At 39.9% G+C, this 17,699-nt stretch carries 12 protein-coding genes and 2 pseudogenes; 6 read left to right on the top strand and 8 right to left on the bottom strand.

What is annotated here, in order from left to right:
- The first annotated feature begins 19 nt into the window (after positions 1–19).
- The 5 genes and pseudogenes from NSQ58_RS26550 (at position 20) to xerS (ending at position 5,504) form a co-directional block, all read left to right on the top strand.
- Positions 20–742: a thioesterase II family protein gene (locus NSQ58_RS26550; protein WP_023988771.1), complete on the top strand. Its 723-nt coding sequence runs from the start codon at positions 20–22 to the stop codon at positions 740–742.
- A gap of 219 nt (positions 743–961) precedes the next feature.
- The gene (locus NSQ58_RS26545; RefSeq protein WP_029515035.1) at positions 962–1,192 is read left to right on the top strand and encodes a hypothetical protein; all 231 of its coding nucleotides are present in this window, start codon (positions 962–964) and stop codon (positions 1,190–1,192) included.
- A 288-nt stretch (positions 1,193–1,480) separates the two neighbouring features.
- Positions 1,481–2,687, top strand: a pseudogene (locus tag NSQ58_RS26540) (IS5 family transposase); the annotation flags it as partial.
- Between the two features lie 599 nt (positions 2,688–3,286).
- Positions 3,287–4,237, top strand: coding sequence for a phosphotransferase enzyme family protein (locus NSQ58_RS26535; RefSeq protein WP_341058520.1), 951 nt, complete (start codon positions 3,287–3,289; stop codon positions 4,235–4,237).
- A 196-nt stretch (positions 4,238–4,433) separates the two neighbouring features.
- Positions 4,434–5,504 carry a tyrosine recombinase XerS gene (xerS, locus tag NSQ58_RS26530; protein ID WP_023988768.1) on the top strand — a complete coding sequence of 357 codons (1,071 nt, stop codon included), beginning with the start codon at positions 4,434–4,436 and terminating at the stop codon, positions 5,502–5,504.
- 338 nt (positions 5,505–5,842) lie between these two features.
- On the opposite strand, the gene NSQ58_RS26525 is transcribed toward xerS, so the two are convergent.
- Both NSQ58_RS26525 and NSQ58_RS26520 read right to left on the bottom strand, forming a co-directional pair.
- Positions 5,843–6,151: a hypothetical protein gene (locus NSQ58_RS26525; RefSeq protein ID WP_068938394.1), complete on the bottom strand. Its 309-nt coding sequence runs from the start codon at positions 6,149–6,151 to the stop codon at positions 5,843–5,845.
- Positions 6,152–6,483: 332 nt separating this feature from the next.
- Positions 6,484–7,398, bottom strand: coding sequence for a helix-turn-helix domain-containing protein (locus NSQ58_RS26520; RefSeq protein WP_053325483.1), 915 nt, complete (start codon positions 7,396–7,398; stop codon positions 6,484–6,486).
- Between the two features lie 498 nt (positions 7,399–7,896).
- On the opposite strand from NSQ58_RS26520, the pseudogene NSQ58_RS26515 reads away from it, so the two are divergent.
- Positions 7,897–9,353, top strand: a pseudogene (locus tag NSQ58_RS26515) (DHA2 family efflux MFS transporter permease subunit).
- 318 nt (positions 9,354–9,671) lie between these two features.
- On the opposite strand, the gene NSQ58_RS26510 reads toward NSQ58_RS26515, so the two are convergent.
- From NSQ58_RS26510 to NSQ58_RS26485, 6 genes are all read right to left on the bottom strand, one after another.
- A complete protein-coding gene (locus NSQ58_RS26510) occupies positions 9,672–10,934 on the bottom strand; it encodes an acyl-CoA dehydrogenase family protein (protein WP_023988695.1) in 1,263 nt (420 codons plus the stop codon).
- A 280-nt stretch (positions 10,935–11,214) separates the two neighbouring features.
- The gene (locus tag NSQ58_RS26505; protein WP_023988693.1) at positions 11,215–11,475 is read right to left on the bottom strand and encodes a hypothetical protein; all 261 of its coding nucleotides are present in this window, start codon (positions 11,473–11,475) and stop codon (positions 11,215–11,217) included.
- A 140-nt stretch (positions 11,476–11,615) separates the two neighbouring features.
- Positions 11,616–13,025, bottom strand: a complete 1,410-nt coding sequence (locus NSQ58_RS26500; RefSeq protein WP_081326325.1) for a DHA2 family efflux MFS transporter permease subunit — start codon at positions 13,023–13,025, stop codon at positions 11,616–11,618.
- Between the two features lie 471 nt (positions 13,026–13,496).
- A complete protein-coding gene (locus NSQ58_RS26495) occupies positions 13,497–13,724 on the bottom strand; it encodes an FtsX-like permease family protein (RefSeq protein WP_226887817.1) in 228 nt (75 codons plus the stop codon).
- 581 nt (positions 13,725–14,305) lie between these two features.
- Positions 14,306–16,963 carry an FtsX-like permease family protein gene (locus NSQ58_RS26490; protein ID WP_341058519.1) on the bottom strand — a complete coding sequence of 886 codons (2,658 nt, stop codon included), beginning with the start codon at positions 16,961–16,963 and terminating at the stop codon, positions 14,306–14,308.
- A complete protein-coding gene (locus NSQ58_RS26485; RefSeq protein ID WP_028541247.1) occupies positions 16,960–17,646 on the bottom strand; it encodes an ABC transporter ATP-binding protein in 687 nt (228 codons plus the stop codon). Before NSQ58_RS26485 ends, NSQ58_RS26490 begins: the two co-directional genes overlap by 4 nt.
- Between the last annotated feature and the right edge of the window lie 53 nt (positions 17,647–17,699).

The raw sequence follows: 17,699 nt of genomic DNA, 5'->3' as shown, positions 1-17,699 counted from the left end.
GATATAAGGGGTAGATATAATGGATAAGATTAAATTGTTTTGTCTGCCGTATGCAGGAGGTTCTGCAGCAGTATATAAATATTGGGAACAATACTTGCATGATAGGATTGAGCTTTTCCCGATTGAGCTTGCGGGAAGAGGCAGCAGGATTGGTGAACCGTTTTACGGAAGTGTTGAGGAAGCGCTTGAAGATATACACCGTATTATCATAAGCAACCTTGAAGAACAACCTTATGCGTTGTTTGGCCACAGTATGGGCAGTGTACTTGTATATGAACTTGCCTATAGAATAAAGGAGCTCGGACATCCATATCCTGTCCATATGTTTATTTCCGGCAGATATCCTCCGGGTTTTGTAAGTAAGAAGAAGGTACTCTATGATTTGCCGGATAAGGAGTTTGTGGATGAGGTATTTAAGCTGGGAGGCACGCCCAAAGAGGTTCTGAAAAGCAATGAATTAATGGAGTTGTTTTTACCGATACTCAGAGAGGATTTTAGAATTACTGACACATACAGGCACATTGAAAAAAACGCTAAGCTTGACTGCGATATAAGTGTATTGTGGGGAAAAAGAGAAAAGGGAGCCACTATTTTTGACGTTGCAAAATGGCATGATTATACGTCCAAAAGTTGTAAAATTCATATGTTTGACGGGGATCATTTTTTTATACACGATTACAAAAAGGATGTAGCAGCAATAATAAATAGTAGTCTCATCGACTTTGCAGACAATGGTATGTGAAGACTGAAGTTTATTTAAAATTTAATATGAAATCAAGAGGCTAAGTTTTTAGGTTGACTTTAATGACCTGTAGACTTAGCCTCTTTCCAGTCTAATCAAAAATTTCAAGAAAGTAGAACCTACGTCCTATTGGAATTATTTTCATGTTTCTGTATTACGACGAAAGCAGCGCTCCATTCCTATACGCTATCCCAACGGTACATGCTTAAAGACACATCGGTGAAAATCCTGGAAATTGCGCCGCCAGGGGTTCAAACGTATTTCAATAACGATCCGAGCTCTATGCTACTAGCATCATTCATTGATGAAACGATGAAGGTACTTGGTACGGATGCGGACGAGGTTCTAGTGGAAGAAGCGAAAGTATTTCGAAACAACCCGGGCCCGAACGAAGGTATTTTTGTGAACCAGTTAAACAATATGATGTTTGAGCCGCCAAAGGGTCATTAATCCGTTTAATACTTAGCGTATATTTTCGTTAATTATCTCAACTCGCTTTTAGAAAATCCTTGATTATCAAGGGCGTGTACATCGAAGACATGTAAACAACGTATTCGCCTTGACAATGAGCCTCGCGGCATCGGAGTCTAAACACGTGCGCCGATGCCCATAGGACACGGTTTACCTAGGGCTTGCTGAACGAATCAAAACTCCAACAGGCACAAGGGTTTAGGGCCTCTTATGTCGAAGGAAAACGGGGCAGCCCCGTGAAAAACCGTGCACTTGGAGGCGTCAGGATTGTATCAGCGAACCGAGAACCAGATGAACCTGCCCGTCGACTTTTTTCTGCCGTTCGGCGGAAAGCTCGCAGAAGATAACCGCTGGGTGCTGCTGGCCCAGATGATTCCGTGGTGGATGCTCGAAGAGAAATATGCGAAAAACTTCAAGAAAAGCCTCAAGGGCCAAAAAGCCGTTTCGATCCGTATCGCGCTCGGCGCACTCATCATCCAGGAGCGGTTGGCACCGATGATCGGGAGACACTTCGTCAGATTCTGGAGAACCCGTATCTGCAGTACTTCCTCGGTCTGCCGGAATATCGGTACCGCCGTCCGTTTCATCATTCTCTCATGACGCATTTCCGCAAGCGATTGGGTGGCGAAATTCTGGATGAAGTGAATGAATGGATCGCTCTGGAAGAAGCGCGCAAGTGTCGGATGATTCATCGGACGACGATGAACCTGGCAGCGGAACTGACGCAGCGTCCGGTAAGCCTTCAGAAACGCAGCCACAGCAGATGGAACTGACGAACGAGGGCGAACTGCTGCTGGACGCTACCTGCGCGCCGGCGGATATCGCCTACCCGACGGATTTGTCGTTACTGAATCAGGCCAGAGAAAAGCTGGAGAAGATCATCGACATCCTGCACGAACCGGAACGTGGAAAGACCCGCAAGCCCAGAACATACCGAGAGCGTGCCCGCAAAGCCTATCTGGCGGTTGCCAAGCAGCGGCGCGTGAAGCCGCGCGCGATACGAAAAGCGATCGGCAAGCAGCTCAGGTTCGTTTCCCGTGATCTGCGCATGATCGCCGAACTCGCCGATATGACGAGCGGCCTGCCGCGGCGTTTGTACAAGGAACTGCTGGTCATTCAAGAGCTTTATCGTCAGCAGCAAACGATGTATGACAAGCGGACACACAGCATATCGGATCGGATTGTCAGTATCGCACAGCCACATGTCAGACCGATCGTGCGCGGCAAAGCCAGGGCAAACGTCGAGTTCGGAGAGAAGCTGGCGATTAGCGTGGTGAACGGCTACGCTTTCCGCGAGCATCTGTCGTGGGATAGCTACAACGAAGGGCAGACATTGCAGGACGCCGTAGAGCGTTACCGCGCCAGATTTGGTTATTATCCCAAAGCGGTGCTGGCCGACCAGATCTATCGAACCCGCGACAACTTGCGCTTCTGCAAAGAGGGAATTCGCTTAAGCGGACCGCAGTTGGGTCGTATTAATAATGGTTTCGCATTTTCAATAACCTTAGATATAGTCGAGCTATTTCATAACTACACTCACCTAAAATCACTTTGCGATGATTCGCTGCTCTCATCAGTTGGAGTAACTACAGACAATCTCTTTGTATTAGCAAAGTTAACATCAATTAAAGACTTTATGAGATTATTAATAAATTTACGCCGACCAATCGGAATTATTGGTTCGATTTCAACTTTACGGGAATACGGGTTTCTCAGTTATGAATCTGTTAATTCAATGGACATTACGATATATCCGATTAAAAGTGAAACAAGCAATTTTTGGAACACAATTCCAGAAAATCCAATTAACCAGTGTGCAAATCATTTAAGATTATATATTGATGGTGATGGTTATATTTATCCTTGCTATGGACTAGTGGGGCTGAGAGAGTTTTCTTTGGGTAACATTAAAGATGGTTTTGAGAATTCAACTTTTGTAACAGATAATTACGATTTAGATTTATTAGAGTTAAAGAGAAATGGACCGAAGCTACATGAAAGTACAAATCAGCTACAACGAGTATCAACACTTCCTTGGATTTGTGAACGTCATAGAATGGAGTTGTTAATGGATTGAAGTATCATTCAAATACTCAAACATTGTTATTTCACCTTGATTCTATATTTCCACACATGAAAATTCAAGAATTACTCCCACTATCATTAAATAGAAGTTATGTATATAAAGCCATCACAGCGCGTGAAGATTTTCTTTTGAAGATTCTTCCTATCAACTCTTTGGATAGATTACAACGTGAATATCTTGCTATACAAACACTATTTCGCGAAGGAGCTCCCGTACCACGTCCCCTCAAAGAAGAGAATAATATAATACAAATTAATGAAGTGGCATTTATGGCAAGGGCTTATGAGTTTGTTGAAGGTCATGCACTACAAATTAATAAATCCAATTCCTTCTCACTAGGCACTTCAATTGGTCATATACACAATATTTGGGATAAGATGAAGAAGCCGAGTTGGCTCCGAGATATTACAATTAATGAGTTACTATATAACTCATTGGACGCAATAAGAAATTCTTACAATGATTGTGAAAGTCTCTTATTGACTGAACGACTAACAAGCACAATAGCTGTAATATTAGAAAAGTATAACGATGAATCTTTATTTGGATGCTCACATGGGGATGCACACCACTTAAATGCAATACAAACAACTCTTGGACAAACTGTGATAATCGATTTTGAAGATGTTGGTTGGCAGTGGAGAATATATGATCTAGCGACTGCAATCTGGGGCACTTTTGGGAGAGGGGGGACCCCTGAAATTTGGAAAGAGCTTATTTCAGGGTACTCCTCTATACGCTTTTTAAACCAGGAGGAGGAAGGCCTAATACGTTTCTTAATTTTTGCCCGTCATTTATGGTGGCTAGGCTTACATGCTAAGAACTGGAATATGTGGGCGCGACAATATTCAAAAAAACATTTTTTCGAGTCAGGGATTAATTTGTTAATAGCCATAAGCAAAGATGTTTGTGGACTTAAGGTGCTGGGTGGTCTCTAACAGTACATTCTCTTAGGTATTCGTTTGCAACGCGACATCATAAGGAAAATAATAATGTACCTAAACCAAGGAAGAGACCAGTTTAATTACTTGGAAGTATTTCGACCTACTGTGACCTCATTTGATAATTACGTAAAATATAATTTTGACGAATATTTATAACTGAAGTATAATAATTTACGGAGGTTATACATATATGGATAAACAAATGAAAATGCATTACATGAATCGAATCGATGAAAAATTGTCTGATCTTCCGTGGTTTATTACGGAATTTATTGATAGTAGAAAACGAAAACTTTCTCCCACAACGCTTCTGAACTATTGCCATGACTATATTATTTTTTTTGATTGGTTAGTTGCAGAAAATTTTACTGAAGATAGCCGTAAAAACATTAAATTAGCTACTTTGGAGAAACTAACGATTCGTGAAGTGGAAAATTTCCTATCTTTTTTGGAGTATCAACTAGGCAATGCCAAGCTAACCATCAACCGTAAATTGTCCTCACTAAAATCCTTATTTGATTACTTACAGAACAAAGCTGAAACAAATGACTTAAAACCATATATCCAGCGCAATGTTATGGCCAAAATGGATTTAAACGTGATTAAAGAAAGCCAAGAAACCATTGCCAATCGTATTGATGGGAAAATTCTTAGAGAAGACGATTTTGAGTCATTTAGGCAGTTTATAGCTCATGATTTCGGAGAAATCAATAAAGAGAATAAACGTATTTTCAATTTCCATCAATTTAACCGTGAACGAGATACAGCTATTGTTTCCCTCATTTTAGGTTCTGGTCTTAGGCTCTCTGAGGTAGCAGGTATTAACATTGAAGATTTAGATATGAACAAAGCTTTGGTGCGTGTTATACGAAAAGGCAATAAAGAACAATACGTGTATTTCAGCAAGCAAGCGTTACTAGATTTAGAAAATTATCTGCAGATTAGAGAATCCAGATATATCCCAGAAAAAAACGAAAGCTTTTTGTTTATTGCAGCTTCCATAGGTCGTAAAGGAAAAAGCCGACGTTTAACGCAGCGATCTATTGAAAAACTAATCGAAAAGTATGCTTCAGCTTTTGGAAAACCAGCATTAACCGTGCATTCTCTAAGACATTCATTTGCAACGCGCTATCATTTAGAGAACAATGATGTGCCTAGATTGAAAAACCAATTAGGACATTCCTCAATACAAACAACCATGATCTATACACATTTAACAGATGAGGAAATGAGGAAGGCAGTCAATAATATGGATAAGTAATGTAGAGCGCGTCAAGTAAGTGACACTAAATTGCCTACCTGACTGGGAGAATGACACAAAGTTACCTACTTGACTGGGTGAGTGACACAAAGTTACCTACTTAGCTTGATAAATAAAAAAAATTACCTCATTCGCTTGAAGAAAAAGAACTAAGTCACTCAAAAGTATGATTTAACTACTAAAGTAGGGAACTTTGTGTCATTTTAGTAGGGGATTTTGTGTCAATGTACATCACTGGACACGAGAGGAAAATCGTGCTGTTATGCGTTTCTCTATATACATATTCACAAAACTCGTATTTTGTACATATGTATATAAATCGGTTTTACCCCTTGTTTTTAAGGTTTTTGCCGTTCTTGTTGATTGACACAAATCTCCCCTCGTTTTTGACACCAAAGCAAGGCAATCGTTGTAGATAGAATACTGAATAAAGTTACCTTTCCTGTACCAAATCTATGCAATAATCTACTTGCAAATAAACTGGATACAACAGTACAAAACGAGACCGTTAACGATATATAACCTGCCATTTCTGTTGCGGCGCCGATATCAAATTTCATAATGGACCATGCACTGCCAAGTAAGGCATCTGGCAGTCCGAGACCTATAAATACGAGGTAAATAACTATAAGTAGTACCGTAACCATCTTCGTTCTCTCCTTAATTTGTGTGGAATCTTTAATTGTGCGTTTTCTGTGTCTTGCCGGAACAATATGTCCGGACCAGTTCGTATTCCTCTGTTAAGCCTCTATTTTATTCTTTCAAGAAAACTACAATATATTTGTTTGAACATTTCTTCCTCTTCATACTCAATTAATTTCAAAAGTCTGATAATTAGTAAATCCCTAAACCAACGATTCAAGATACGATCTTCTCCTTTTTAAACTTCTTATTTTATATTATCGCTACACTTAAATCGAAAAAGAATGAGTTGCCAAGAAAACAGGCTAATCACATATTTTTAGCAGAAAATTACATGCTATTCCTTCAACCCCTCCTCTCTTCGCTTAAACTGTTGTCTAAACTCCGACGGTGGGAGTCCAAACCGAAGTTTGAACACTTTGGAAAAGTGAGCAACGCTTTCGAACCCAGTAGTGAAACAGACATCGGTAGCAGACAGTGACGTCTCTAACAGTAACTTCTTAGCTTTATCCAACCTCCTATTGCGAATCCATTTCAACGGTGAGGTATGATATATTGCCTGAAACTCCCGTTTGAACGTTGACAGGCTTCTACCAGACAAATAAGCCAGATCATTGAGGGATACGGGATTTGTGAAATTTTCTTCCATAATCTTATCGATACTACTGTTCCTATCATGGTTAGATAGTTGCAACAGTTGATATTGAAAATGATCATTTGAGTCTACCAGGTGAAATAGAAGTTCCATTAACTTGATCCGAACGAGTGCATCTCTAACATCGTCTGGGTTGTCGAAATAGGGTTTTAAAGACTCAATGTAAGATAGAGTGAGGTCATTAACCTTAATAATGGATACAGGAACTTCACCGTTCACTGGATAAATCGGTTTTAAACCAGCGAATTGGACAAATTCCTCAACCAATTTCTCATTCAGGAAAAACATCATATAATCAAGCATGTATTCAGAACCGGGTTCCCCTGATTTCTCGTATTCAACCAGCATAGACTTGTTAATAAACACCATTTCATTGCTCCGGACGATATACTCTTGATCTCTAAAACGTACCGTGTAAATGCCCGATTTAACAAACAACAAAAGATGTTCCTTCAGGAAGCATGTTCCTATATCACCTTGTGTATGCAAATAAAATTTAATGACGGATAACCCGTTCTGCTTTAGACTTCCTTTTTTATCTGGTGCACTTTCCAGCTCTTGCGGAGCTTTGATCAACTTGCTAGTTCTCATGGACATTAGGAAGCCCCCTTTTTCTCCTACATCACCTTAAGGATAATTTCGTAATTAGTTAATAGAACTGGAATTGACTTCCCTGAGATTTAGTTGGATTTCCATCCGTAAGGTCTTGCGTTCTAACTTTACCTATAAGATAACAGGAAACAGTAATAGATACTTTACTCCTAGGCTCAGATCATTTGTTCATTTAGCTCAAAATTTAATAAGAGCGCAATACCTCATGTCGTAATCCTAACTCTCTAAATATGTTAGCTGAGCTATAAATGCATTCAAATCAAGTTCTGTTCTTCTCGGATGTCATATCATAATCCTCCTTGGTATGTATTAAAAAGCTATTAATTTCATCGGAACCCTGCTGTTCATTTTGTATTGTGAGATCAACATTTCATCTTTTAAGAATTTCAGTATAATGATTATTTTTTTCGAAAACTTGCATGATTATCCTCAAATGTATATCTAGTCTACATTTGTAGACGATGTGAAAAGGGAGAATACTTAATGAGTACCGCCGGTGTCGTTATTTCAAGCAGCAAGATCGATTTATACAAAATCAAAAGAACTCCGATATTGGTAGCATTAGTTATAGGTGCTTTTATAGCAATTCTTAGTGAAACTTTGTTAAGCAATGCATTGCCTGAACTGATGCAGGAATTTGGAGTGACAGCTTCAACCATTCAATGGCTTACTACCGCTTATATGCTTGTCGTCGGCGTACTAGTTCCAGTACAGCGGTGATGCAGCAATGGATATCAACCAAGCAGTTATTTACAGCAGCAATGGTTACGTTTCTTGCTGGAACCTTGATTGCGGCATTTGCTCCAACATTCAGTTTTCTACTCACAGGTAGGATTGTACAGGCATTTGGTACGGGGCTTATGATGCCTCTGATGATGAATACGATATTGATTATCTTCCCGCCGGAAAAACGCGGTGCTGCAATGGGCCTGATGGGTCTAGTGATCATGTCTGCCCCAGCACTTGGACCTACGCTTTCAGGTGTTATTATCGATTCATTAAACTGGCGCTGGTTATTCTACATCCTCATTCCCTTGGCTATGATTTCTATTTTTGTAGGAGTGAAATACCTGACCAATGTTATGGAAATCACCAAGCCCAAGATTGATATTCTATCCATCATTTTATCTACACTCGGCTTTGGTGGCATTGTTTATAGTTTCAGTAAATCCGGTGATCTTGGATGGTCAAATCCGGAAGTTTACTGGACGCTAAGTGTTGCTTGTTTGTCATTAGCGTGGTTTATCTTCAGACAACTAAGGATCAAAAATCCGATTCTTAATTTGCGCACCTTTAAGTACCCTATATTTGCCTTGATGGTTGTGCTGATGATCACCATGATGATGAGTATGTTCTCCACGATGGCACTACTGCCTATGTATTTGCAGGGAGTATTACTACTTACAGCCTTTAAATCAGGTATTATTATGCTTCCTGGTAGTATTATAAACAGTTTGATGGGACCTATTTCCGGAAAACTGTTTGATATTTTCGGGCCGCGGGTCGTCATTGTTCCATGAGTGGTCATCGTTGCATTTGCAATGTGGATGTTTACAGGAATTGATGCTTCGACTACCACAACGTATATTATCCTAATGCATTCTATATTCTTAGTGGGAGTATCCCTTGTGTTGATGCCAGTGTAAACCCCTGGACTGAACAGTTACCCAAAGAATTATATCCTCACTGTACGCCATTTGCTGCAAATGGCAGGGGCCTTAGGTACCGCTTTGCTTATCAGCAAAATGTTTTCGGCTCAAAGCAAGTGTTTGGCCGATTCTGCAGAGATAGTTGCTTTTTCGGTTGCATGCTTGTAAGGAGTCTATGCACTGGGACTCATACTTTCAGTAATATCCATTATAGTAGAACTCTTCATCATACGTTTTAGGAAGCAAAGTACAATTACTATTCAAGAGAAACTGCACCCCAGTTTCTCTTGAATAGTAATAATCACATAACTTAGTATCATAACCAATTTCACAATTTTGAGTTTAACTTAGTATTTTTTAAGCGCTTCAGAATTAATCTCGAAATTCATTTATTATTTTTGTGGTATATGTTTTAGGAACAGTAACGTCTTTCATTTTCTTTACCGTGTTGTGAAGTAAAGAATAATGGATTTAACTTTACCTTTATTCTAGGAACAATGTGACAATATTTTACCAGACAATATACAAATAAGAAGCTACTGATCTGGGAAATCAGTGGCTTCTTATTCATGTAATAGACTTATTCTGACTTAGCTTGTCGTTAGTTCCTTATACTAGCTCCTTTTTATGAGTATCTCTTATTACATGTGTACTGCTTAGCGTTACAATATGCTGTGGTTCCAGCCCTAGAAGCACTCTTCCGTACAGTTCCATGCAAGTAGAAGCTGTGGTAAACGCATGATTAGCCCCACCACGAATATCGCGGAATATTTGGGATAGTCGGTTCGAATCCAGTATTACACTTCCGCCGCTTTCGACCACTAACATTTCAACGGCTTCCCAACATAACATTGCCGCATATCCAATATCCGTTTGAACCCGCGCGAAGTTTTGTTGATCTAGGAGCTCACAGTTCTTTTCATAAGTCTCTAGAATTTCAACGGATCGATGGATATGAAGATGAGCAGATTCGATCTTCATGGCTGCCAGTCCTACCTTGTACTGGATATGTCCAATTTCTGCCTGGGATTTGTGGATTGTCATGGCTATTCCCTTATGGGGTGCCTTTTCAACAAAGTGTTCCAACGCTCCTCTTGCAAGTCCCAGAATTGTGCTAATTCCTGTTGTGAGACTGGTTATCAAAAATAAATAAGGTTTGAATCTGTCTTCGCCTTTTAGATGCTGCAGCATGCTTTCATCAACTTGCTCTGCATCCTCATAAGCGACAAACTCATCGGAAATAAAAACATCATTCATTTCCAAACTGTTACTTGCCGATCCTTTTAGGCTCATCGTGTGCCAATCATCAATAATTTTAATTTCATCCATGGGAACAACAGCAAGCTGCATTTTGGGATCTTGCTGCATTCCACTCGCATCCTTTAAATTTAACAATGCATGTGTTGCATGCTTAGACCCGGAACCAAAGGCCCAACGACCATACTCAACCAGATAACCTCCCTCAACTTTCCTCACCACTGTTTTGATGGCTTGAAGTACCGAGCAGAATCTCACTTCGTTGACTTGATTGAAGATTTTACTCACCACATTTGAGGGTAGTAGCTGGGATGCACTATAGTTATTTCCATTTAAATTTTGAATCACCCATCCAACAGAACCATTGCCTTTCGCAACTTCAGAGACAATTTCAATCATTGCCCTTATGCTAACTTCAAATCCACCATATTTCTTCGGTGTTCTGAGCTTAAAAAGTCCTGCACTTGAAAGCTTTTCGATAACTTCTTCCGGTATGTGCATGTTTTTATCAATTTCCGTACCATATTCCTTTAAGAATGGAACTAATTCCGTAGCATTCTGAAGAAGTTTTTGCTCTTCATTGGTAAGTGAAATTACTTTACTTAGGTTTGACATTCCAAACACTCTCCTCTTTACACGTATTAGATTTTAATATGGATCATGATATAAAAGACTCTTAAACTATTCTTATATCGATACAATTCAATTTCGGGTTATTCATCCTCGCGCTATATCTCATCATCATGTACCTCAATAAACTTCTAGTTATTTGGAAGACAGTACTTTAAAATAAAAAATATGACGACGAAGAGGATAATCTCGTTGCATTATTTTGATCATCCGTCCTTTAACCTCAACGATTTCAACAGAACCATCTTTGTGTTCCATGTAGAAATCAGGTGTATACACACGTTTTTTTATACTTCTTGCCACAGTGTTCCACAGCCTGCATGATCTCAAAGGTTTTATGAAGCTCTAGCTTATGAAGGTAACCTGCAATAATTAAAGGAACAACCCGCTTATTATAGAAGCGCTCCTCCGCTTGGCTATCAAATGTAAGACGTTGAGTAGGTAAAGGCTCCCGAGGCGGTTCTCGAATTTTCACATGAGGGTTCGATGTAAGGAATTCTATGAGATCGGCTTCAGACATATGCATAGACTCACCTCTTCTTCATTTGCGATGTTCACCCTCCAACAAATGAAATAGAAGAGCGAATAGATAATCGTAAATAATCTATTCGCTCTTACACCTTTTAATAAATCTGTGGTTGAATCAACAATGCTTCTTGAGAAGCATTATGACCAATCGGAGTCTCCTGACCACTTTTGGACTTTCACTCGTCTAACAAATACGCCAAGAACAAGGCCGGCAAGGGCAACAAACATCACGAAGAATAATGCGTTCTGCATACCAGCCGTCAAAGCCAATGTTGCATTAGCCGGGTTTGAAGGATCAGCAACATTGTTCATAAAGTCTCCTACTCCGCTTGTCATGACACTAACCGCCATAGCAATCCCGATCGCTCCTGCAATTTGCTGCAGCGTGTTCATAATAGCCGTACCATCCGGGTACATCTCAGCAGGTAGCTGATTCAGACCATTCGTCTGAGCAGGCATCCACACCATAATAATTCCAACCATCAGACAGGTATGCAAGACGACAATCAAAGCGATTGACGATGCAACCGTAATATCAGAATAGAACCATAGGGTGGCCGCAGTTAGAATTAGACCAGGAACTACCAAAAACTTAGGTCCGAATTTGTCAAAGAGCGACCCAACAACAGGAGAAAGCACAGCTGAAATGATGCTGCCTGGAAGAAGAGTCAATCCAGCTGTCAAAGCACTTAATTCAAGAACACGAATCAAAAACATAGGAAGAACAAACATCGCTGCAAGATCAACACTCATACAAATGAATACTAGCGCCGTACCGATGGCAAACATCGGGTTTTTAAGTGTTCTTACGTTCATAAGAGGTTCTTTCATGTTCAGTTGTCGAATGACAAATAGTATCAATGCAACAACACCGGCGATCAGAGATACAATGACTACAGGGTTACCCCAGCCATGATCTCCTTCTCCAGCAGTACTAATACCGTAAACCAATCCTCCAAAACCAATTGTCGACAAAACCAGAGAGTAAATATCAATACGTGGTTTAGTTATTGGTGCTACATTTTTTATAAATGTAACGCCTATCACCAAAGCAACCACCAGAGTCATTAACGATACCCAGAATATCCAGTGCCAGCTCAGATTATCAATCAATAGACCTGAGGTGGTTGGACCTAAAGCAGGTCCCGCTGTGAACACAAGAGTGACCAGCCCCATCGCTTTTCCGCGTTTCTCGGCTGGGAATATAATGAGAGCAGTATTAAACATCAAAGGAAAGAGCAGGGCTGCTCCAGCAGCTTGAAGTATCCTTCCTAATAGCAATATATCGAAACTTCCCGCCATAGCACCTATTGCTGACCCTACGATTGAAATAATGACTGATGTCAGGAAAAGTTGCCTCGTTGTAAACCACTGTATCAATAATCCTGAAAGGGGAACTAAAATTCCCAGTGTGAGTAAATAACCACTTGATAACCACTGGACCGTGGACTCCGTAATTGCAAACTGATTAATTAAATCGCTGATAGCGATATTAATTGCTGTTTCATTAAACGTACCTATGATACCTGCAAGCATTAATGCGAACATTATGGGTAAAACTTTAACATTTGGGACCTTTTGCTCTTCTGAAATAGTTCCTGATTGCAAAACCTTCACTCCTCTGTGTCTTTCTAATTTTCACTGCATAGCATAAACAAAGCATTACAGAATACCTTTACTTAGAAATAATGTTTACCAGAACCGCGATGACAGGTAGCGCATTGTGTTATGTGTATATGTAAACCTCCTCTTGCATACTTATCTCATTCTCTCTCCAAATCTGTAGAGGAGAACTTTCAACTTTTTGATAATAACACACGCATGTCAAGTCCCCCCTAAACCAAAGGAAAAGTCAACCCCCTTTTTTTTGAATCTCTAAAACAAAAAAAGCCGCGATCTATGCGACTTTCTAAGTGATAATCTATTTTATAGTTATCTACGTTTCCTTTCTCAAAGCCTCAACGATACTCGTTTGATTTAATCGATACATCGGCCAAACTGTAGCAACGAGCGTTGTTGCTATGGCACCTGCACAAGCAAGAACAATGCTGCCCCTAGAATCGTCCAACCTACATCGACAGCACCTTTGAAGAGACGATGTATACCATAGCTCAATACTGTTCCGAGTATACTACCGTATACCGCAGCGTATAGGCCGTAAAATACGCCTTCCAACAGAATCATTTTCTTTACATTACGTTGTGTCATGCCGAGGGCTTTAAGAACTGCAAATTCTTTGGTACGCAGAATGACATTGTGCTGACGGTGTTCAGTATATTCAGGAATGCAATCAGGACAATGACACCAATAAATCCATATAAAAAGATCCTGGCGGTTGTCGCGTCGTTCTTGGCTTGAGCAAGTTGCTCCACTTTATCTGTTTAACTGTACCCCTTCTATAATTTTATTCTAATACACGTTATTAATGGGGAAACGTTCCTACAATTGATTTTCTTTGTCACCTCTCCGTTTACCCGTGTTTCCAAAGTATAAGCTACAAGATAGAAACTTTGCTTAGATAATTATCTAATCCGCAATGACAAAATGTTCTTGTCCCGCGACAAATGTCTACATCACTTTGGGCACACTATTTTACGTAATTACATATGAGAATATAGTTACATTATTTTTGGATCAATCTACTAGTAAGGATTTTATATCATTAGTTATATCAGATGTTAGCAGCTCATAGCCGTACCGTCCCCCGCTGAATCACTACTGAAATATTTAAAGAACGATTTAACAGGCACCCCATATGATTAAAGGGTGCCTGTTTTAAATTCATTATTTTTAGCTGGCTTTGTGTTACACTTTTTAACCAACCGATCCTAGTTCTCACTCCGGAGAGCATCTACGATACTAACTTTATTCAACCTGTACATCGGCCCAATCGTTGCGACGATCGTCGTAATCATCGAACCTGCGAAAGCGATTCCGATACTGTACCACGGGAACACCCAATCTGCATCCAAAGCACTCGCAAAGAGAACTTGTATTCCATAATTCAGCGTCGTCCCTAGGATAATTCCGATCACGGCGGCAAATAGTCCATAAAATACGCCTTCTAAAATAATCATTTTTCTCACTTCCTTCTGGGTCATGCCGATGGCCTTGAGGGTTGCAAATTCTTTCGTACGAAGAATTAGATTCGTACTTACTGTATTTACAATGTTCAAGAAAGCAATTAGAACAATGACACCGATAAAACCGTAAAGCAAGATACTAAAAGTCTTTGCATCGTTTTTAGCTTGAGCGACCTCTGCCACTCGATCATGGTAGTTAAAACCAGCGTTTTTATCAGTTAATGATTTAAGATAGTCCGTTATAGGATGATTTGATATATCGGGATTAGCGAGGATAAATATTCTGGAATAAGTGTCGCTACCCATAATCTTGGAGTATACTTTCGGCGTCGTAATAAATGAAAGATCTTGACCTGTACTATATTTCTTCGATAACAAATCTTGATCGACAATTCCGACCACAGTCACGGTTTGATATTCATTATGATTTCCGTCAATTGTTCGGATTTTGATGTGATCTCCAACCTTAAATTGGGTTTGATCGAGAATTAGTCGTTTGCCTTCTTCTGTCATCATCATTATTTTTTGTAGGACGATAACGCCATTCTCTTGGTTCATTTTCTCTTTGTCAATCTTCCCGGCCGTGAGTTTGGATTGCAGAGCATCCAAGCCATTGTCTCCGTAGGACACAAGGAAATTATTATCTGTTCGATACCCTTCCCCTTCGGAAACGATGTATCGATCCTTATGAAATCCATAATATTTGGGATTGATCTTATCCTTAGGGATGATTGCATCTACTTGATTCCTGTAAAATTTGTAGGCTTGTTGAACAGCATCAAGCTTAGAAACATTCCGATACACAGTATCGTCTATTCGACTTGAAGGACCATCATAGGAAAGCGAATAAGAATACTGCGCACCCGAGAGCTGTGTTATTTGCTGCATGAAATCAACCAAACCACTAAAGACAATAAATAAAATAATACTAATAATCATGGAAAAGGCTGTAATCCGGAAACGTTTCTTGTTCCGTTGCAAGTTTCTGCTTGCGAATTGCCCTACGACGCCAAACAGCTTTTTAACAAACAGAGACTTTTTGACCTTTGTGATATTTTCAACCTTCGAGCTTCCCGCATTTTTCAGCGCTTCAAGAGGATATATGCGAGCTGCTTGTTTTGCTGGTCCAATAGCGGAAAGGTATACGCTCAGCAAGCCCAATAAACCGGCAGAGATTAGAATCGGTAGGGAAATGACCATTCTCATATCATTTAAGAAACCTAACGTTAACAAGCTGATATTGTAAAACAATACCTTCATAAAAAGGGTTCCTGTGAGAATCCCGATGGGTATGCCGATCAAGCTTATCAGGGTTGCTTCTTGCATCACAATTTTGCGAATTTGGGCTGGTGTAGCTCCAATGCATCTTAACATACCGAATTGTGAAATCCGCTCCAGTACAGAAATATGAAAAATATTATAAATCATTGCAATCGTACAAATCATTATAATCGCAATGACAGCAGCGAAAGTTAGGATTAAGCTGTTATTCACACCTTCATAAATGCTTTTGCCATACAATTTAAGCAGTTCATTATTGTACTCAATTCTTACATTTTCAATAAAGTTATCCCTATCCAGTTGCATAGCGGAACCTTGTTCGACATTACTCAGCTGTAAAGAGGACATCAAGGCTTCCGTCTTTTCTTTGATGTTCTTCAAAGATTTCATTTTGACGTAAATAAAGTAATTTTTGTAGTTATCGATACTCTTGTTATCATTGAAAGTAATTGCAGGAAAGATGTATCCGGAAGACCAATTCTCTTTGCTTGACGGCTTCATAAAGCCTACAACAGTATATTCTCTTTGGGATTGAGCTTGGAAGGCTTCGTCAAGATCCCAACCATAATCGCCAAGTCCGTTAATCTTTTTGTCTTCACCAGTTGACGCCACCTTCCGGATTCCAAGGTTTAGCGTAATTGTTTCGCCAAGCTTTGGTTTTTTTAAAAAATAACTCAGACTCGAAGATGAAAGGATAATTTCATTCGAATTTTCCGGGTACCTGCCCGAGTCTAGCTGTGACTGAAGCATGTTCATTGCATTCGCATTATATCCCTTGACATTCAAGTACCGGTAGGGTGCGGCAAACGGATCTTCCTTCTTTTCCTTCTCTTTTGTTTCCCTAAGGACAGCATATCCTTCTCTACTGATGACGCCGGCACTTTTTACGGCTGCATTGTTTTTGACTTTCGGGATTGCTTCTCCTGAAATACCATTGAAAGAGACGTGGTAATCTCCGAAGTCCTGCATGGTTTGTCTGACTGACTTATCCCAATAGCTCATCCCGATTGTTCCAATGGAAGTAAACAGTGTAACCGACAAGATTATACCTAAGATTGTAAGCATCGATCTTTTTTTCTGTCCCTTTAGATATTTTCCAGTAAGATCTGTGTAGCTTTTCAACTTTCACTCACCTCATTTGCCTGTAGAAGGACTCCGTCTTCGATTCTTACGACTCGATCTGCGATTTTAGCAATATTCAAATCGTGCGTGATCATGATTAACGTCTGATTATATTTTTTAACTGAAAACATAAGTAAGTCCATAATATCCCTGCTGTTTTTACTATCCAGATTTCCGGTAGGTTCATCCGCCAAGATAATCGACGGTTTATTAATTAACGCACGGCCAATCGCCGTTCTTTGCTGTTGTCCGCCTGACAATTCGGATGGAAGATGATGTCTCCGCTCGGTCAGACCTAATATACCCATTAATTCCTGAACATAATTTTCATCTACCCTTTTGTTCTCTAATAGCATCGGTAACTTGATATTTTCCTCTGTAGATAGGACCGGGATCAGATTGTATGATTGAAAAATAAATCCAATTTTCCGTCTTCGGAATACAGCGAGCTCCTCTTCACTTCTGGAGTAAAGATCCGTACCATCGATGATGACCTGTCCACTAGCCGGGCGGTCCACTCCACCTAGAAGATGCATTAAGGTACTTTTTCCTGATCCACTGGCTCCTACGATGGCAACAAATTCTCCATGTTGAACAGAGAAATTGACATTTTTTAAAGCTTCAACCTTTGCCTCTGCACTTCCATAGGTTTTACACAAATTAATAGTTTTTAGTATTTCCACCTGTTTACCTCCTGAGCTAATGTTTCACTTTGTATGTTTGTTATTATAAAGAT

The sequence above is a fragment of the Paenibacillus sp. FSL M7-0134 genome (assembly GCF_038007865.1).
GTDB classification, from domain to species: Bacteria; Bacillota; Bacilli; order Paenibacillales; family Paenibacillaceae; genus Paenibacillus; species Paenibacillus polymyxa_B.
Note: the sequence above shows the minus strand (reverse complement) of the source record. Positions and strands in the feature narration are given on the sequence as shown.